18 protein-coding genes and 1 other annotated feature are annotated in these 18,732 nt (G+C 42.5%); all 18 genes read right to left on the bottom strand.

Going from position 1 to position 18,732, the window contains the following annotated elements; genetic code table 11:
- Positions 1–4 precede the first annotated feature (4 nt).
- Positions 5–1,513, bottom strand: a complete 1,509-nt coding sequence (arfA, locus tag K1I44_RS03060; RefSeq protein WP_219985214.1) for an arabinosylfuranosidase ArfA — start codon at positions 1,511–1,513, stop codon at positions 5–7.
- A gap of 22 nt (positions 1,514–1,535) precedes the next feature.
- Entirely contained in the window at positions 1,536–3,350 is a 1,815-nt protein-coding gene (locus tag K1I44_RS03055) for a family 43 glycosylhydrolase (protein WP_255573179.1), read from the bottom strand.
- A 90-nt stretch (positions 3,351–3,440) separates the two neighbouring features.
- On the bottom strand, positions 3,441–4,943 hold the full coding sequence (gene araA, locus K1I44_RS03050) for an L-arabinose isomerase (protein WP_219985212.1): 1,503 nt from the start codon (positions 4,941–4,943) through the stop codon (positions 3,441–3,443).
- A 16-nt stretch (positions 4,944–4,959) separates the two neighbouring features.
- Complete coding sequence (locus K1I44_RS03045) at positions 4,960–6,654, bottom strand: ribulokinase (protein ID WP_219985211.1); 1,695 nt, start codon at positions 6,652–6,654, stop codon at positions 4,960–4,962.
- Between the two features lie 15 nt (positions 6,655–6,669).
- The gene (araD, locus tag K1I44_RS03040; RefSeq protein ID WP_041637946.1) at positions 6,670–7,356 is read right to left on the bottom strand and encodes an L-ribulose-5-phosphate 4-epimerase; all 687 of its coding nucleotides are present in this window, start codon (positions 7,354–7,356) and stop codon (positions 6,670–6,672) included.
- A 96-nt stretch (positions 7,357–7,452) separates the two neighbouring features.
- Positions 7,453–8,541, bottom strand: coding sequence for a GntR family transcriptional regulator (locus K1I44_RS03035; RefSeq protein ID WP_041637944.1), 1,089 nt, complete (start codon positions 8,539–8,541; stop codon positions 7,453–7,455).
- Between the two features lie 125 nt (positions 8,542–8,666).
- Complete coding sequence (locus K1I44_RS03030; protein ID WP_219985210.1) at positions 8,667–9,752, bottom strand: M42 family metallopeptidase; 1,086 nt, start codon at positions 9,750–9,752, stop codon at positions 8,667–8,669.
- A 55-nt stretch (positions 9,753–9,807) separates the two neighbouring features.
- Positions 9,808–10,296: a dUTP diphosphatase gene (locus tag K1I44_RS03025; protein ID WP_219985209.1), complete on the bottom strand. Its 489-nt coding sequence runs from the start codon at positions 10,294–10,296 to the stop codon at positions 9,808–9,810.
- Positions 10,297–10,357: 61 nt separating this feature from the next.
- Complete coding sequence (rplT, locus tag K1I44_RS03020) at positions 10,358–10,717, bottom strand: 50S ribosomal protein L20 (protein ID WP_219985208.1); 360 nt, start codon at positions 10,715–10,717, stop codon at positions 10,358–10,360.
- 18 nt (positions 10,718–10,735) lie between these two features.
- Positions 10,736–10,936: a 50S ribosomal protein L35 gene (gene rpmI / locus K1I44_RS03015; protein WP_003397838.1), complete on the bottom strand. Its 201-nt coding sequence runs from the start codon at positions 10,934–10,936 to the stop codon at positions 10,736–10,738.
- Between the two features lie 19 nt (positions 10,937–10,955).
- Positions 10,956–11,498 (bottom strand): translation initiation factor IF-3, encoded by a 543-nt coding sequence (infC, locus tag K1I44_RS03010; protein ID WP_004889092.1) that lies wholly within the window; start codon positions 11,496–11,498, stop codon positions 10,956–10,958.
- A gap of 26 nt (positions 11,499–11,524) precedes the next feature.
- Positions 11,525–11,648: a sequence feature (ribosomal protein L20 leader region), on the bottom strand.
- A 118-nt stretch (positions 11,649–11,766) separates the two neighbouring features.
- Positions 11,767–13,698 carry a threonine--tRNA ligase gene (thrS, locus tag K1I44_RS03005; protein ID WP_219985207.1) on the bottom strand — a complete coding sequence of 644 codons (1,932 nt, stop codon included), beginning with the start codon at positions 13,696–13,698 and terminating at the stop codon, positions 11,767–11,769.
- Positions 13,699–13,992: 294 nt separating this feature from the next.
- The gene (ytxC, locus tag K1I44_RS03000) at positions 13,993–14,847 is read right to left on the bottom strand and encodes a putative sporulation protein YtxC (RefSeq protein WP_219985206.1); all 855 of its coding nucleotides are present in this window, start codon (positions 14,845–14,847) and stop codon (positions 13,993–13,995) included.
- Between the two features lie 61 nt (positions 14,848–14,908).
- Positions 14,909–15,841, bottom strand: a complete 933-nt coding sequence (gene dnaI / locus K1I44_RS02995) for a primosomal protein DnaI (protein WP_219985205.1) — start codon at positions 15,839–15,841, stop codon at positions 14,909–14,911.
- A gap of 10 nt (positions 15,842–15,851) precedes the next feature.
- Entirely contained in the window at positions 15,852–17,249 is a 1,398-nt protein-coding gene (locus tag K1I44_RS02990; protein ID WP_219985204.1) for a replication initiation and membrane attachment family protein, read from the bottom strand.
- 33 nt (positions 17,250–17,282) lie between these two features.
- On the bottom strand, positions 17,283–17,753 hold the full coding sequence (nrdR, locus tag K1I44_RS02985; protein ID WP_009361824.1) for a transcriptional regulator NrdR: 471 nt from the start codon (positions 17,751–17,753) through the stop codon (positions 17,283–17,285).
- A gap of 61 nt (positions 17,754–17,814) precedes the next feature.
- A complete protein-coding gene (locus K1I44_RS02980) occupies positions 17,815–18,207 on the bottom strand; it encodes a cytosolic protein (RefSeq protein ID WP_219985203.1) in 393 nt (130 codons plus the stop codon).
- A gap of 74 nt (positions 18,208–18,281) precedes the next feature.
- Positions 18,282–18,656, bottom strand: coding sequence for an adenosylmethionine decarboxylase (gene speD / locus K1I44_RS02975; protein ID WP_003397846.1), 375 nt, complete (start codon positions 18,654–18,656; stop codon positions 18,282–18,284).
- Positions 18,657–18,732: the final 76 nt, after the last annotated feature.

Here is an 18,732-nt window from a genome sequence, read left to right as displayed (position 1 = left end):
TTATTTAATGTTTAGCCAAACGAATGACGTTCCATGATAGCTTCGATAGCTTAGTTAGCAACTTTCCATCCAACAATCGAGCATCACCATTTCGATGAGGAACAAGAGGGAACGATTGTACTGAATTTGTTTGCTTTACATTGTCACACTCCAAGACAATATGTTCAATGACACGATAATTTTCAAAATTGCGAATGTCACATTCGAGTAATAATGGTGCTTCCATATCACGGTTAACCGCAAATATCGTTACTTCCTCTTTCTCTTCATTGTAAACAGCGATTGATTCTAGGTATGGGACGTCCGTAAAATCTTTACTATCATATTTCGGGCTAGAAACGATTGGATGAAGCGCTACTCCCCTTCCGTAAATAGAAGCATGCATAAACGGGTAATAAATCGTTTGCTTCCATGCTGGACCGTTCTTTTCCGTCATGATTGGTGCAATGACATTAACTAACTGAGCTAGACAAGCAATTTTCACTCGATCTGCATGTTTCATTAGTGTAATAAGCATACAACCAACAAGAAGTGCATCCTCAAAATTATAGATATCTTCCAATAAAGGTGGAGCAATCGTCCAAGGCTCAACCCGCTTATCATTTTCATTGGAATGATACCATACGTTCCATTCATCAAACGAAAGATAGATTGTTTTCTTACTGCGCTTTTTCGCCTTCACATAATCAGCAATCGCTACAACAGATCGAATAAAATCATCCATTTCCAACGACATGGCTAAGTAATTTGCCGTATCATTATCTCGGTTTCCAAAGTACTGATGTAGGGAAATATAATCAACATGCTCGTACGTGTGATCGAGAACAGTCGCCTCCCATTCCGCAAATGTCGGCATATTTCTTCCAGAACTTCCACACGCCACAAGTTCAATTGTCGGATCCACCCATTTCATCACCTTGGCTGCTTCACAAGCAATTCTCCCATATTCAACAGCTGTCTTATGACCAATTTGCCACGGACCATCCATTTCATTACCTAAACACCATGTTTTAATTTTATGTGGCTCTTTATAGCCATGAGAAATACGCAAATCGCTGTAATACGAGCCCGATGGATGGTTGCAGTATTCGACCAAGTTTCGTGCCGCATCAATACCTCGCGTGCCTAAGTTGACGGCCATATTCACTTCGGCTCCGACCATCTTTGCCCAATCAATAAATTCATTCAATCCAACCTCATTTGTTTCGATCGTCTTCCATGCCAAATCAAGCCGTCGTGGGCGTTTTTCTTTTGGACCAATTCCATCTTCCCAGTTGTAACCAGACACAAAATTCCCACCTGGATATCGGATAATTGGCACTTGCAACGCTTTCACCAATTCAATAACATCTTGACGAAAGCCATTTTCATCAGCTTCAGGATGACCCGGCTCATAAATTCCTCCATATACAGCACGACCAAGATGCTCGATAAACGAACCATAGATACGCTTGTCGATTTCAGCGACTTTGAAATCTTTCTCTATGATCATCGTTGCTGTTTTTTCAGCCATCTGTCACTCTCCCTTTCTATTTTCAAACTAAAACAACATCAATAGCTATTTTGCTTAAATCTTTGTTAATGTCCCTATCCTCTGTTAAGTCTAACCTCGGATAACCATCTATATCAAAATGTACCCTCCGAATCCCAGAAGAACGAGGAGCTTTTATTCCTGGTCTTGCATGATACACGTTCCATATAACCCCATAATCATCTGATATATAGGAATTATGTCCTGGACCATATTCACCTACAACACTCATCGAGGTAAGCAATGGATAGTTACACTTTTTCCAAGAAGTAGGATCCATCAAGTCCGAACCTTTTTCAGCCGTCAACAGCCCTATAACATATGTTTCATCTATTAATGATCCAGAATATGTTAAGAATAACCTATTGTCCCTAATTAGAGCGAATGGTCCTTCAACCACAAAGACATTGTTATTTTCCCACCCATACTCAGGTTTAGTAAGTACTGTCGGATCGCAAACTAATTTCCAAGGTTCATTTGGATCAATTTTTGCAATATAGAGCCACGCTCCAAGATCCTGTGGTATAAACTCCCTCTGAGACCAGACTACATAGTACTCCCCATTCCAGGGAATTACGGTCATATCTAAAGATATTGTCCTTCCCGCTTCGCATAAATATGTGCCATCTTTCTTTAAAACACGATATGGCCTTGACCAATCATTTGCACAAGTGGGGTTCCCGCCCCTTCGTAATTTCATGACATGTGATTGTTCATAGTAAAAGCCATCCGACGTTGCACCATGAAAAATGTAAAGGTCATTACCAATAATATGAAACTCTGGTGCCCACAATAAACCTTTAATATCTTCATATGTCTCTGAATCAAGTATCAGTATTTCTTCAGCATGAACTAATCCTGGAATCGTGTCTGCTTCCCTTATATATAAGGAGTGGTTTCCATCCGCATCATTCGTAGCTATAAAATAGTACTTTCCATTCCATTTCGTGATGCATGGGTCCGCTCTGTCAATGGCGATCGGAAATGGATAACGATCTTGGTGTACTGTACCGGTTACCCTATAAACCCCAGGTCTAGTCCAGTCTATATCATTTTTATTCCATTTCACTCGTTTGATGTCAGTTGTGTCATCACTATATATCGCGATTGCTTTCACATTTTCCAAATCTCTTTCGGTTTTAACAATAACTTTTTCTGGAACTTCCATTTTAATGTTGACAGGTACTGTGAGCTTACAAATTAATCTGTGGGCTATTTCTTCAGAAACTTGTATAATATTCCTAGGAACAACTCCTTGTATTTTTGGTCGCATAGACCGTAGTTGAAAGGGTTCTACAGGCTCAGGATGGGAGACATCGCGTAGTTTCAAAATGTCTCCTATAAAATTCATATAATAATTTCCTAAGTGATCATTCCATTTGATTATATAGCCCTTTTTTTCATCGTCGTAATTACAAACTACATCGTTAACAAATGCGTCTCCCTTTAAATCAAGCAAGCCAATTTCTTCATATTGTAGTAAATCAGATGATGAAAAAACGAGAACTTTTCCTTTACTTTCTTCATCATTCGTACCATCTGACTCTGTACGAACAGCCACTACCCCAAAAGTCCCGTCTGCCAGGTAAAAAATATATGGATTTTTCAAACTTTTCGCATTTAGAGAGCCATTATCATTCTCGGTTGCCCTCGCAAACAAAATTCCGAAATTGTGGTTTAAAGGTTCAAAATTTTCTCCATCGTCACTATAGGCAAGATGCATGCTATAGGCTAACTTTTCAGAGTAAATGATATCTTCTTCGGGTAATCTAGTATAGCAAAGTATATAATTGTTTTTTTTATTTCTTTGCACAACCATTATTATCATCCTTTTTACTATGTTCTTGCATTCACCGATGGTCTATTTTATCCTTCTAACAAAATAAAATATTTTCCTTATATGTTAAAATTATAGTAAACCTTGTTTTCTACCCCAAAACACCTCATTCCATCTCAATTCATTTTTGAACGATGCGACAGAAGTATGTTCATTAATCACTACACACTCCACACCGATTATTTCCGCAAAGTCTTGCAATTGTTCTGTTGTAACCGCAAATGAGAAACACGTATGATGCGCGCCGCCAGCTAAAATCCATGCTTCAGCCGAATCGCGCAACGATGGGCGCGGTTTCCATAAAATGCGGGCAACTGGCAATTTCGACATGTTGTGTTTCGGTTTTACCGCATCGACTTCATTGACAATGAGACGGAAGCGGTGCCCTAAATCGATCAGCGAAGCATTGACCGCCGCGCCCTCGCCGCCGTCAAACACGAGGCGGGCTGGATCTTCTTTTCCGCCAATGGAAAGCGGATGAACTTCAATGCGCGGTCGCGTTGCCGCTATCGTCGGACATACTTCGAGCATATGAGCGCCGAGAATCAGTTCGTTGCCCGGCTCAAAGTGGTACGTGTAGTCTTCCATGAACGACGTCCCTTTGCCATCGGCCATCACTTTCATCAATCGGACGAGGGCGGCTGTTTTCCAATCGCCTTCGCCGCCAAATCCATATCCTTCTGCCATGAGCCGTTGAACCGCAAGTCCTGGGAGTTGCTTCATACCACGCAAGTCCTCGAACGTCGTCGTAAAGGCGGTGAAGTTGCCATCTTGCAAAAAGGCTTTTAACCCAAGCTCAATCCGAGCCTGTTCGCGGATGGATTCGCGAACAGGTCCATCTTGACGGCCGGCAGGTACCATGTCATACAGTTCGACGTATTCATCAAGCAGTTCGTTAATGCTTTGTTCAGAAACACCACGAATCGATTGCACTAAATCCCCAACACCATAACCGTTGACCGACCAACCGAATTGAATTTGCGCTCCCACTTTGTCCCCTTCCGTTACCGCCACTTCGCGCATGTTATCGCCGAAACGAGCCACTTTGAGCTGGCGGCTTTCCGCAAAGGCGACGGCCGTCCGCATCCATTTCGCCAGCCGCTCCCGGACTTCTGGGTCTTCCCAATGACCAACGACCACTTTCCGAGCCACTCCCATTCTCGCACCGATAAATCCGTATTCTCGGTCACCGTGAGCCGATTGGTTTAAGTTCATAAAGTCCATATCGATGCTGTCCCATGGAATATCACGGTTAAACTGCGTATGAAGATGCAATAACGGTTTTCGCAACTCCAACAGGCCGCCAATCCACATCTTTGCTGGCGAGAACGTATGCATCCAAGTAATGACCCCGGCGCATTGTTCGCTCGCATTCGCCTCAAGGCAAACGTTCCGAATTTCTTCTGGAGTTGTTACGACCGATTTGAAAACGAAGGGGAACGGGAACACGGAATCACGATTCAACTCATTGACGATCGTTCTCGAATGCTCTTCCACTTGTTGTAATACCTCTTCCCCATATAAATGCTGACTTCCTGTCACAAACCAAAATTCATAAGGACGTAATAATAACACGATTCTCCCTCCCTATTCATGATAAACTTATAGATTCTTTCACCGCCCGTGCGGGCTCTTTCCAATGTTTAAGCCGCTTCATCACATCGTTTTCCCCACGACCAAAATAGTCATGCAGCTTCTTATATTCTTGATACAACTGTTCATAAATGGCGACATTCTCCGGAATTGGCTTGAATGTTTCTTCCCGTACTTTCCCCATGTTTCGTGCCGCTTCAATAATTGATTCATACCCACCGTTTTCTTTGCCGGCCGCGACCGCCGCGAACATAGCTGCTCCTACCGCTGGAGTTTGCTTCGACGCTGCAATTTTAATCTCACGGTTGGTCACATCGGCATAAATTTGCATGAGTAACTTATTTTTTTGTGGCAATCCGCCACATGCATACAGCTCATCCACATTGATACCGCTTTCAACAAAGGCATCGATAATTTTCCGTGTACCGAAGGCCGTTGCTTCAAGCAATGCACGGTAAATTTCTTCCGGTTTCGTCAGCAACGTATAACCGATGATCAACCCGGTTAAATCCGTGTCGACCAATACTGAACGGTTTCCGTTCCACCAGTCTAAAGCGAGCAGTCCTGTTTCCCCCGGCCGATAGACAGCGGCTCGCTTTTCAAGCCACTCATGGACACTAACTCCCTCTTTTTCCGCTGCTTCTTTCACATAGGCCGGAACACTTTGTTCAACATACCAAGCGAAAATGTCGCCCACCGCTGACTGCCCGGCTTCATAGCCGAAATATCCCGGAATGATGCCATCCTCGACAACCCCGCACATTCCTTCCACATACTTTTCTTCCGTACCAAGTAACATATGGCATATCGATGTTCCCATCGCCATCACCATTTTGCCCGGTTCAACGACCCCGACACCCGGTACGGCCGCATGAGCATCGACATTTCCGACTGCAACGGCTGTTCCCGGAAGAAGGCCCATCATGGCCGCCATTTCCTTCGTCAGTACTCCTGCCCTTGTGCCGAGCGGAACGATCGAACCGCGAAGTTTCGTTTCTGTTAAGTGTTCCAGCCGCGGATCAAGCGCTCGGAAAAACTCCTTACTCGGATAGCCGTCTTGTTTATGCCAAATCGACTTATAACCGGCCGTGCAGCTGTTGCGCACAAGTTGACCGGTCATTTTGAAGATCACCCAGTCGGTTGCCTCTAAAAAGAGATCGGTTTGGTCATAAATATCCGGATCTTCATTCAGAATCTGCCAAATTTTCGCAATCATCCATTCCGATGAAATTTTTCCACCGTAGCGCGGTAAAAACGCTTCCCCTCTTTTCGCCGCCATTTCATTGAGCAAGTTCGCTTCATCCTGGGCAGCATGATGCTTCCACAATTTCACCCAGCTGTGTGGACGATGCTTGAATTCGGGCTTCAAGCAAAGCGGCTCGCCGGAGCCAGCGATCGGCAGCATCGTACAAGCTGTAAAATCAATTCCGACCCCGATCACATCCGCCGGGTTAACCCCTGACTTTTGCAATACAGCTGGAACAGCGGTCGCCAACACTTCGATATAATCGCCCGGGTGCTGCAGTGCCCAGTCTGGTTCTAGTTGTACGTTCGATTCCGGTAACACTTCATCAATGACTCCGTGAGGATACGGGGTGACGTGGTCCGCAATTTCGTTCCCTTCCAGATCAACGAGAACGGCGCGTCCCGATTTCGTCCCATAGTCGATACCAATGACATACTTTTTCCCCATCTCAGTTTTCCTCCCTTATTGGCCATAGTAAGCGTTTACGCCATGCTTGCGTAAATAATGGCGGTCAAGTAGCGACTGGCTGATCGGCTGTGCATTTGGATTGAGCATGTACGTTCTTGCCGCCATTTTCGCCACTTCTTCCAAAACGACAGCATTGTGGACGGCATCGGCCGGATCTTTGCCCCAAGCAAACGGTCCATGTCCATGCACCAAAATGCCCGGTACTTGTAGCGGGTCGAGAAACCGGAACGTTTCGGTGATTACTTTGCCGGTTTCAAGTTCATACGCCCCTTGAATTTCCTCGCTGGTCATCGGCCGGGTGCATGGAATTTCGCCATAAAAATAGTCAGCATGCGTCGTCCCTAGCGCTGGAATCCCTCTTCCAGCCTGTGCCCAAATTGTTGCCCAAGGGGAGTGAGTATGGACAATCCCACCAATCGAAGGAAAAGAACTATACAATACTAAATGGGTTAACGTATCCGACGATGGTTTTCGTTTCCCTTCTACAACCCTACCCTCTAGATCTACAACAACCAAATCATCCGTTGTCATTTGGTCATACGCTACTCCACTCGGCTTAATAACAACAAGACCTCTTTCCCGATCAATGCCACTCACATTTCCCCATGTAAATGTCACTAACCGATAGCGAGGCAGTTGTAAATTTGCATCTAGTACTTGCCGTTTTAACTCGTCAAGCATCTCCTCCACTCCCTAATCAAAAAAATCTTATCACCTCCATTATAATTTTGTACGTACATTTTTTCTATGGTTTTTTTAAAAATTGTTAGAACATTTTTATATATTTTTCGCCGAATCCCTAACAATCAATTCTGGTTGATAAACAATATCTTGTACTTCTCCGTTTTTCTCAAGCATCTGAATAAGTGTTTCCGCTGCTTTTATCCCCATATCTACTTTCGGATGACGAATAGTCGTCAACTTTACTTCAGTTGCTGTTGCGAACGTTGAATCATCAAATCCAACGATAGAAATATCATCGGGCACATGTAGTCCCAATTGGCGAATCACTTCCAATATCTTAATTGCTAACTCATCATTGTAACATACAATCGCCGTCACTCTTTCCCCTCTACCTTGTCGCAAAAAAGAGCGAGCTATTTCTAAAGGTTTCGTTTCCTTTTCTTCAGTTGTATAAACAATTAAATGTTCAGAGGATAGAGGTAAATTATACTCCTGATGGGCACGAATAAATCCTTTTAGCCTATTAGTCCCTTGTAAATCATCCGTTTTGAAAAAACCTGCAATTCTTCTATGACCAAGCTGTATTAAATGCTCAGTAAGCAAATAGCCACCCTTTTCATCATCCATTTTAATGACAGGACAACTCATCTCTAAGTAACGTTCGTTAATCATGACGTATGGAATATGTAAATTATTTAGTGCTAGATAGTAAGAAAGATTAGGATTTCCTTGGGCACTTTTAGTTGGCTCGATGATAAGCCCACTTAACGGTTGCTGAATCATCGTCTCCAAATGGCTCCTCTCTTTCTCTTTATCATTATTGGTACTAGCTAACAATAATCGATATCCTTTTTCACGCAACGTCTCTTCCGCCCCACGAACAATATGTGGAAAAATATAATCAGAAATGTATGTCGTTAAAATCGCCACTGTTTTCACTTCTTGTTTTCCTATTGAATTGGGCTTAGAAACGAACGTCCCACTCCCTTGAATTTTATATAACCATCCTTCATTTTCTAATTCACCTAATGCTTGTCTAACCGTGTGTCGGCTTAGTTGAAACTGGTTCGCAATTTCATGTTCTGTCGGTATTTTTTCATTAGGGCTTAGCTTCCCTGATTGAATCCAAGCTAAAATTTCTTGTTTTAATTGCAAATATTTTGGCATACTTTTTTCTTTCATAACGCTCACCTCGTTAACATATTGACGCTACCTGAACATATTAAATAGCCTACACCCATTATATCAATTTTTATTTGTACGTATATATTTGATAAAAAAACCGACTCTGTTCGAGTCGGCTCCCGTTAATCAAACGTAATTTCTTTCACTTTTTCTTCATCAAGACGCTTAATGACTTCGACTAGTAGTTTTACTGTTTGTTCGTAGTCATCGCGGTGAAGAAGGGCAGCGTGAGAGTGAATGTAGCGCGTTGGGATGGAAATGGTGAGCGCTGGAACGCCGCGCATCGTCATATGGATCGCACCTGCATCTGTTCCACCGCCTGGCATCGCGTCAAAGCGGTACGGGATGTTCATTTCCTCCGCAACATTAACGACAAATTCTCGCAATCCTTTGTGAGAAACGAGCGTTGCATCGTATAAAACGATATGTGGTCCACCTCCGAGTTTTCCCATCGCATCTTTTTCTGACACACCTGGTGTATCACCAGCAATACCAACATCAACCGCAAATGCAATATCTGGTTCAATCGCAAAGGCGGATGTTCGCGCCCCGCGCAAGCCGACTTCTTCTTGCACTGTACCAACGCCATATACGACGTTTGGATGCTCGACGTCTTTTAATTGTTTTAGTACATCAATCGCAACAGCGCAACCGATACGATTATCCCATGCTTTCGCAAGCAACATTTTTTCATTGTTCATCACCGTGAATTCAAAATATGGCACAATCGCATCGCCAGGACGCACACCCCAAGCAATCGCCTCGTCACGGCTAGAAGCTCCGATATCAATAAACATATCTTTTATCTCCACCGGTTTTCTTCTTGCTTCAGCAGGTAAAATGTGTGGCGGCTTTGAGCCGATGACGCCTGTAATATCACCTTGTTTTGTTACGATCGTCACGCGTTGAGCGAGCATGACTTGGCCCCACCAGCCGCCAAGCGGTTGGAAACGAATAAAGCCTTTTTCATCAATTTGCGTCACCATAAAGCCAACTTCATCCAAGTGACCTGCAATCATCACTTTTGGCCCGTTCTCTTTTCCTACTTTCTTCGCAATTAAGCTACCGAGGCGGTCCGTCGTCACTTCATCCGCATACGGAGCAATATACGATCTCATCACTTCACGTACTTCCCGTTCATTCCCTGGAACGCCTTTTGCATCCGTTAACGCTCTCAACATCGTTAACGTTTCATCTAGCTTTTTCACATCTGTCACTCCTCTCTATGTACAACATTCATTATACTAAACATTTCGACAGTTGTTAATAATTGTGACTTTGTCGCTCATGGTTCACTTCGTTTTTTGCGACATACGCTCGCTCAATTTGTTCAGCATTGAATTCAAGCGCATGACCAAGCTGTGCATACGCATACAATAATTGATCGTATGCTTGTTCGTCCATCTTTTCGCGAAACGTCTGAACTGCTTCGAATACGCGTAAAAACTGTTCAACGAGAGGATGACTTTCTTGCACATGCGGCCATTTCACATGCTCATGAAGCGAAAGATCAAGCCCGAGCGATAAAATAAAGTGAAGACCGTCAACATATTCTTCTAAAATCGTTTCTTCTGCCGCTTTCGGCTTCGAGCTCCAAAACTTGAAGCAACGCGTTTCATTCGCAAGTTCCCCAATTTCAACAAGAAGAGCTAACAATTTCCGTTCAACTAAACGTTCACCGCGCAATCCGCGCTCCGTCTCAATTCGTTCGTCCAATTGCCGCTGCATAGCAAATAATTTTCTTATATCCATTTTTTCTCCCCCTCTTATAAAAAATGACCATCCCCTCAAGGGAGAATGGTCATTTCCTTTATTACTTGTTTAAGTTTTCTTTTGCGATGTTTGCAAGTTGTGTGAATGCTGCTACATCGTTTACTGCTAAGTCAGCAAGCATTTTGCGGTTTACTTCGATACCTGCAAGCTTTAGTCCGTGCATTAAACGGCTGTAAGAAAGACCGTTCATGCGCGCCGCAGCGTTAATGCGCGTAATCCAAAGTTTGCGGAAGTCGCGTTTACGTTGGCGACGATCGCGATACGCGTACATTAATGATTTCATCACTTGTTGGTTTGCAACTTTATATAAACGATGTTTCGAACCGAAGTATCCTTTTGCTAGTTTAAGAATTTTTTTACGACGTCTGCGTGTGACTGTACCGCCTTTTACACGTGGCATAACATTTCCCTCCTAAAATTATTTTACGTTATCTAACAATTGACGAATGCGTTTGAAATCGCCTTTTGATACAAGCGTTGCTTTGCGAAGTTTACGCTTTTGTTTTTGTGTTTTGTTTGCAAATAAGTGGCTAGTGAATGCGTGTGAACGTTTTAATTGACCTGTTCCTGTCTTTTTGAAACGCTTCGCTGAGCCTTTGTGAGTTTTCATTTTTGGCATAAGGTGTTCCTCCCTTTTGTTATTTGTCGTTTTTCGGTGCTAGCACTAAAAACATGCTACGGCCGTCCATTTTCGGAGCCGTCTCAACCGTACCAATATCCGCGCACGCCTCAGCAAATCGATCAAGCACGCGCTGACCAATTTCCTTATGCGTAATCGCACGTCCTTTAAAGCGAATCGTCGCTTTCACTTTATCTCCTTTTTCAAGGAACTTCCGCGCGTTGCGCAATTTCGTGTTGAAGTCATGTTCTTCGATCGTTGGGCTTAAACGAACTTCTTTTACGTTAATCACTTTTTGCTTTTTGCGCGCTTCCTTTTCTTTCTTTTGTTGCTCGAAGCGGAACTTACCATAGTCCATAATGCGGCACACTGGCGGTTTCGCATTTGGTGCAACCATCACTAAATCTAAATTTAAACGCGCTGCAATTTCTAACGCTTCTTGCTTCGTCTTAATCCCAAGCTGTTCTCCATTTGGATCGACTAAACGAACTTCACGTGCCCGAATGTTTTCATTAATAATAAAATCTTTGCTAATAACTAGCCACCTCCACGGTTTTTTCAAGCTTGTTTGTTAAAGCAGAACGCACACGACAAAAAAACGTGTGGGCATAATACACCCACACGTCTCGCTCACAACATTTCTTTGTCATGAAACCTGCTAACAGCCATATAGCGTCGATCAGGTGAGAAGCGGGTGCTTCTGCTTATGTTCAAACAAGTATTTACTTTTACTTTAACATATATACCATATACCAAAACACATTGTCAACCGATGTCAATTGATCACAACAAATAAAACTATAACAAACATGGAGCGAAAATGCAACTATTTATTTACGCACTTCTTTTACGATGGAATCAACAAACGCATCAAGCGGCATCGTTTCGCTCTTTTGTTCCCCATATTTTCGCACGTTTACTGCCCGTTCGTTTACTTCGTTATCCCCAACAACGAGCATGTACGGAATTTTTTGCATTTGTGCTTCACGAATTTTATAGCCGATTTTTTCTTCACGCTCATCGACTTCAACACGGATGCCAGCTGCTTGTAGTGCATGCTTCACTTCATATGCGTAATCGCTATGAACAGATGGAGCGACCGGAATGACTTGTACTTGCACTGGCGCTAACCAAGTCGGGAACGCTCCTTTATACTCCTCGATTAAAAAGGCAACGAAACGCTCCATCGTCGATACGACACCGCGATGTATGACAACCGGACGATGCGGTTTTCCGTCTTCACCGATATATGTTAAGTCAAAACGTTCTGGTAACAAGAAGTCAAGTTGAACAGTAGATAACGTTTCATCTTTTCCAAGCGCTGTTCGTACTTGGACATCTAGTTTTGGTCCGTAAAACGCAGCTTCTCCTTCTGCCTCGTAATAGTCAAGTCCGAGCTCGTCCATCGCTTCTTTTAACATGCTTTGTGCTTTTTCCCACATCGCATCGTCATCATAATATTTTTCTTTATCTTGTGGATCGCGATACGACAGGCGGAACGAATAATCTGTTAAACCGAAATCTTTATATACATCTAAAATTAAATTAACGACTCGCTTAAACTCGTCTTTAATTTGATCCGGGCGAACGAAAATATGCGCATCGTTTAGCGTCATACCACGCACGCGTTGCAATCCTGTAAGCGCACCAGACATTTCGTAACGATGCATCGTGCCGAGCTCGGCAATACGAATTGGCAACTCGCGATAACTATGAATTTTATGTTTATACACCATCATATGATGCGGGCAGTTCATCGGCCGTAAGACGAGCTGTTCATTATCCATTTCCATTGGTGGAAACATGCCATCTTTATAATGATCCCAATGTCCAGACGTTTTATATAACTCTACGCTACCTAGCACCGGTGTATATACGTGCTGATAACCGAGGGATAGCTCTTTATCGACGATATAACGTTCAATTGTTCGGCGAATCGTCGCCCCTTTTGGTAGCCAAAGCGGCAAACCTTGCCCGACTTTTTGTGATGTCATAAATAAGTCAAGCTCTTTTCCAAGCTTGCGATGATCGCGTTCTTTCGCCTCTTGTAAAAGGCGTAAATATTCATCTAAATCTTCTTTTTTGAAAAACGCTGTCCCGTAAATGCGTTGTAACATTTTATTTTTGCTGTCGCCACGCCAGTATGCACCTGCCACGCTTAACAGTTTAAACTCTTTAATTTTTCCTGTTGATGGGACGTGCACTCCGCGGCAAAGATCAAAAAATTCGCCTTGTTCGTAAATAGAGACGATTTCTCCTTCTGGAATGTCGTGAATAAGTTCAATTTTTAAATGATCGCCAATCTCTTCATAACGGCGAATCGCTTCTTCACGGCTCACTTCTTTTCGAATGATGTCAATGTTTTCTTTTACAATTTTTTTCATTTCTTGCTCGATTTTCGGTAAATCTTCCGCTGTAATTGGCACATCAACATCGATGTCGTAGTAAAAGCCATTTTCAATAACAGGGCCAACGCCAAGCTTCACATCTTTGTACAATCGTTTAATCGCTTGTGCCATTAAGTGAGCTGTACTATGACGCAAAATATCAAGCGCTTCTGGCATATCTTGTGTGATGATCGAAATCGTACCGTCTTCCTCAATTGGTGTACGTAAGTCGACGAAACGGTCGTTTAACTTGCCGGCAATCGCCTTTTTCTTCAAGCCTGGGCTAATAGATGCTGCAATATCCTCCGTTGTTACTCCTTTCGGAAACTCCTTTACTGCTCCATCTGGAAATGTAATTTTTACTACATCTGCCAAAATAACTCACTCCTTTTTTAAAAATAAAAAACTCGTCCCAAAAACGAGGGACGAGTTGGCTTCGTGGTTCCACCCTTCTTTCCGTCTATACAAATACAAAACGAGCGTATAAACGGCTTCATTTCGATAACGGCGCAAACCGTCAGCAATTACTGAACGGGCAATCGTCCCATTGTTCACTGCTGAAGTTTAGAGGTGGTAAGTGCATTTTTCGTGTTAGGAAGGTTTCAGCCAATGCCTTCCCTCTCTGTGAACCGTAAAAATACACCCGTGTCCTCATCATCACTTTTGGCTTTATTCACTATGTATGTCATTATAAGCATATTTTTTTGGAAAATCAAGAGGTGTTCGTAGCTCAATTCGCTCTTGAAATACGTTTTGAATCGTTTGAATCATCCCAACATCTGTCGCATCGGTATATATCCATATTTTTTCTGGCGCAATAGAAACGAGCGGCGCTAATACAGATGTATCAATATAGATCGGCTGACTCACCATCAATCGACGGTCGATAAACTGCTTTAGTTGATGAGGTGACAAGTAAAAAAAATGGTCATCGAAAAATTGAAACGTTTCGTTTTCGTACACTAAATGAAGGGTGCTCATTTTCGGCTGACGCGACGCCACAATTTCGCGCAACAGTTGAACAAAAGTTTGGTATTCTTGTTCTAATTTATATTCGTCAATCGCTAATTCCACATAATGCATCAACCGATCATAATACGGCTTTAAGCGAAAAGTGATAAGCGACTCGAATGAAAACACCCCTTCCTGCAAACATTCATGCAACGATTGAGCAATCAGTTGCTCACGCGGTACATTTATTTTTTTCCCGAGACGATAATCGTACCTTTCCCCTTCAATAAACGAATAGGCGAGCTGTAAAATTTGTTGTTGTTCTTCTTCGTTTTCGTAAAAAAATGTGCGTGAAATGATCGATAAAATCCAGCGTGCTTCAAAAGCTCGAATGATACATGAAGTAAAAATCGGAATAAACAGTGCGCGCATATGCGCAACATTCTGTTCATGAAAGAAAACAGTAATCGTCTTGTCATCGTAAAGCAATTTTCCATACGGCTGTGGCTCTTTACTTAATTCATAAAATAGTCGTTGTGCATCTTGTCCATTTTGAAATACGATATAAATCAACGGTGCCCCCCCTTTTCCGAAACATGCTTGTTTTATATATATGGGGAACACCGTTTGTTTATCACTTGTCGATTCGGCGATTTTTTCCTGTCATTTCGATCGGAGTAGCTAAATAAACAATTCGTTCGATAATTCGTGCCGCTTTTACTTGTTCTTCCTCGCCTCGCTGTGAGTGAGCAAGGTGATGCGTCAGACGTTTTAAGTCAAAATTGGATGTAAAACATGTTGGTAAATGCTCAAGCATACGATATTGTAAAATCGGACCGAGCACTTCATCGCGCCACCAACTTGACATTAATTCTGCTCCTAAATCATCGAGCATAAGGACAGGTACTTGTTTTGCATATTCAATCGTATCTTGAAATGCATCGGTTTGAAGCGATGATTTCAACGAGCGAACAAATTCTGGTACGTACACGAGAAATGAAGCGATGTGTCTTTGTGCTAACTCATTTGCCATCGCTGCTAACAAATACGTTTTTCCGACGCCAAACGATCCGTATAAATATAGTCCTTTCATTCGTTTGCCTATTTCGTATGTCGATGCAAACGTGTTCGCAAGCTCGATCGCTTCAATTCTCCCAAGATCGTCCGTTTCTAGCTTGTCAAACGATGCTTGCAACATATCGCGTGAGATAAATAAACTCCGAATGAGTGACTGTTGTTTTTTTCGTTCATCATCTTGCACTTTACGAGCACACCGCTCATACTGTACGTCAATGTTTTTCCCTTGCCAAATTAAGTGAGGAGTATACCCTTTCAGCAAGTTCGGGCATTGTTCTAAGCTTTGACAACGTTCACAATGCTTACTTTGTTGTACAAATTCATACAACTTGCCAAGATGGCGATTGAGCGTCGCATCCGTCACATGATGATCGCGCAAAAAGGCTTGAACATGAGGATCACGTAAAATGTCGCGCTTCATCGCCTCATATCGTTCTTTAAAATCGTGACGATTCATCAAATGGTGAATTGTTTCCCGAATTGGTTTCATCGTTTATCCCCTAACTTTTCGGTTTTTTCAACCGTTCTTCCAACTCGCGCCGTTTTTGTTCTAACTCTTCTTCTGATTTCACTTGTTTTCGTTCAAATTGTGAATAGTCCGTCTGCAGCCAATCTGGCAACAGTTCGGTACGAATCGGTTTTTTAGAGCCTTTTTGCTCTTTTTCTTTCATAAATGTCTCATATTCCCGCGCCTCTTTTTTCGCCAATTCCATCGCTTGTTTCACCGTACGTACCTTTTTTCGCGCCCATGAACTCGCAATTTTTTCAACGTATTTTTTCGGCAACTTCATATCCGTGCGCAGCATAACGTAATAAATTAAAACGTTCATGACGCCTGGGGGTAATTTTTGTTTAAACATAATCTCTTCAATGAGCTGCAAATCTGCTAATGCAGGTTCAACACCACCAGAAAAGTCCATAAGCAGTTGTCGTGGCGAGACGGTTTCAAGTTGTTTCATTAAATATTCTTCTTCGTTTTTCGGCTCGGCATGCGCCATCGTTCGTTCTGCTAACGGCTGCACCCGATCATATAAACGCGGGAGCGCTTCCCCTCGTTCAAATTGATACCATTCTTGAGCCGCCTTTCTTAACGCTTCGATGTCAATTTGTTCAGCCGGATCAATGACACCCATCACAATTTTTTGCATATCAAGCGGACCAATACCATATAAAAAGGCGAGCTTTTTAATCGCCTCTTTCACTTTTTCAGTAATGGCGCGCCGCGGCACAAGGTGATGAGACAGTCCAGCGTAAAAGGCATCAAAATCAAATATATCGTCTTGCATCGTATACGCTGCCCGTTCTTTTCTCATATACTGCTGTCCATCTTGAAGCATCACTTCTTGTTTCGCTTCATCACTTAATTTATGAATCATTTTTTCGGGTTGGATGGATGAAAAGACATCGTGAAATGAGCGGGTGATCGGTGTAAATGACGTACGATCAATGGCACGATCGGAAAAAAACTTTTTCAGCTTTTGAAATTTTGTTTTTCCGACACGATCATACAAAAATACATTTAAAACTCCATCGTTGAAAAATTGTTCTGGTGTAAGCGGAAGAAGCAGCTCATAAATAAATACCCGTTCATCGTCTTCATTCGTTCGTTTCATGTACGTATTTAACAACCCGATTCCTTCCAGTTTTAAACGCTCGGCATATATCGTTGGCAAACTACATTGCATAATTGCCATTAAACTATGATGCGTCGTCTCCTCGCTCCATAAACGCACCTGCTCAAGTTCGCTCCATAACGTCATATATAAGCTATACGCTTGAGCACCAATTAAAGGTTGATATAAAAGCGTCAATACTTTTCGGTCTAATTCGCTTAAAACTCCGTTCGCATGTACAATATATCGGTCGACCGCAATTAACTCTTTCCAACTATATTCCATCTTATCGACCTTCTTCATATGAAAAAGAGCACATTATGCCCTTTCTCCTTGTTCTTTTTTAATGAGCTCTTTTAATTCTTCAATAAAGACGTTTAAATCTTTAAACTGTCGATATACAGAAGCAAAACGAACGTAAGCGACTTCATCAATTTTTGACAATCTTTCCATCACCATTTCGCCGATCGTTTCACTTTTTACTTCATTTATGCCGCTATTGCGCAATTCTCGCTCAATTTGCTGCGTCACTTGCTCTAATTGTTCAAGGGCAACCGGCCGCTTCTCACATGCTTTAATCAACCCACGCAATATTTTTTCACGACTAAATTCTTCTCTCGTTCCTTCTTTTTTCACGACAATTAACGGTGTTTCTTCGACTTTCTCAAACGTTGTAAAACGAAAATGGCAACGTTCACATTCGCGCCGACGTCGAATGGAACGCCCTTCATCAACTGGACGCGAATCAAGTACACGCGTCCCGTGATGGTGACACGATGGGCATTTCATATGTATCAACTCCTGACAGTGATCTTACCCTTATAGTAGACAAAAAAAGGCGCATACACAACTACTTCTCACTATATATTCCCGACCCGATGTATGTTAATCGTTTCGCTAATTCGTCATACAAGCGGATGATGAGCTGGCGACTAAATCCGAAATCAACAGGAAGCCATGTTGTTTCCGTTGTCACTGAAAAGTCAATTGCTGTTTCAAACGGTCGAACAGAAATAACCGTCACGACGATAAACGCTTTTTTTCCTTTCGTTAGCGATACGCTCATTTCTCCTCGTTCTTCTGATATCGCTACAACGCGACACCCTTCCATCTGTTCAAACATTTCTTTGACGGCTTTTAACGCAGCCGTTTGCGTCGTTTTATAGTAGCGACTTTTTAACTGTTCATCAGGATGACGTTCAGATGTTTCATTATGATTTGTAAATATATATTTTATTTTCACCTTTCGTCCCCTCACTTTTCGCAAATGATAAAAAAAGAGGTGCATCATCTACACCTCTTTTCTCTTCCTCTTTATTATAAAGCTTTTGCTTGTTTAATTTCAATCGGACCCATACCGCGCGGCAATTCGATTGTTTCGCGTGTTTGCGCACCTAACGCTTCAGCGATGTAATCCGCCGCAATTGTTGGATCTAAATGACCACATGTGTACACATCAATGCTAGCATAGCCATGTTCAGGAAAACTATGGATAGTTAAATGTGATTCAGAAATGATTACAACACCGCTAACGCCTTGTGGTGCAAACTTATGAAACGCAACTTCACGAATTTCAGCGCCAGATTTTAACGCTGCATCAACAAATGTTTTTTCAATAAATTCGATGTCATTCAACTTATCAAAATCGCATCCCCAAAGTTCTGAGATAACGTGACGACCCATTGTATCCATGATCGTATCCCCCTTTAATAAATTTTGAAAAAAATAAACGATGAATTTCTTTTGCTTTCTGGAATGTATAACTACC

The organism is Anoxybacillus sp. ST4, from assembly GCF_019448545.1.
GTDB classification, from domain to species: Bacteria; Bacillota; Bacilli; order Bacillales; family Anoxybacillaceae; genus Anoxybacillus; species Anoxybacillus pushchinoensis.
This window is presented reverse-complemented; position numbering and strand designations above follow the sequence as displayed.

Excerpts from the sequence above, each read along its gene's own strand:
- arfA (WP_219985214.1), bottom strand. The coding sequence starts at position 1,513 with ATGGCTGAAAAAACAGCAACGATGATCATAGAGAAAGATTTCAAAGTC.
- K1I44_RS03055 (WP_255573179.1), bottom strand. The coding sequence starts at position 3,350 with ATGGTTGTGCAAAGAAATAAAAAAAACAATTATATACTTTGCTATACT.
- K1I44_RS03045 (WP_219985211.1), bottom strand. The coding sequence starts at position 6,654 with ATGGGGAAAAAGTATGTCATTGGTATCGACTATGGGACGAAATCGGGA.
- araD (WP_041637946.1), bottom strand. The coding sequence starts at position 7,356 with ATGCTTGACGAGTTAAAACGGCAAGTACTAGATGCAAATTTACAACTG.
- K1I44_RS03035 (WP_041637944.1), bottom strand. The coding sequence starts at position 8,541 with ATGAAAGAAAAAAGTATGCCAAAATATTTGCAATTAAAACAAGAAATT.
- K1I44_RS03025 (WP_219985209.1), bottom strand. The coding sequence starts at position 10,296 with ATGGATATAAGAAAATTATTTGCTATGCAGCGGCAATTGGACGAACGA.
- rplT (WP_219985208.1), bottom strand. The coding sequence starts at position 10,717 with ATGCCACGTGTAAAAGGCGGTACAGTCACACGCAGACGTCGTAAAAAA.
- rpmI (WP_003397838.1), bottom strand. The coding sequence starts at position 10,936 with ATGCCAAAAATGAAAACTCACAAAGGCTCAGCGAAGCGTTTCAAAAAG.
- dnaI (WP_219985205.1), bottom strand. The coding sequence starts at position 15,841 with ATGAAACCAATTCGGGAAACAATTCACCATTTGATGAATCGTCACGAT.
- K1I44_RS02990 (WP_219985204.1), bottom strand. The coding sequence starts at position 17,249 with ATGGAATATAGTTGGAAAGAGTTAATTGCGGTCGACCGATATATTGTA.
- nrdR (WP_009361824.1), bottom strand. The coding sequence starts at position 17,753 with ATGAAATGCCCATCGTGTCACCATCACGGGACGCGTGTACTTGATTCG.
- speD (WP_003397846.1), bottom strand. The coding sequence starts at position 18,656 with ATGGATACAATGGGTCGTCACGTTATCTCAGAACTTTGGGGATGCGAT.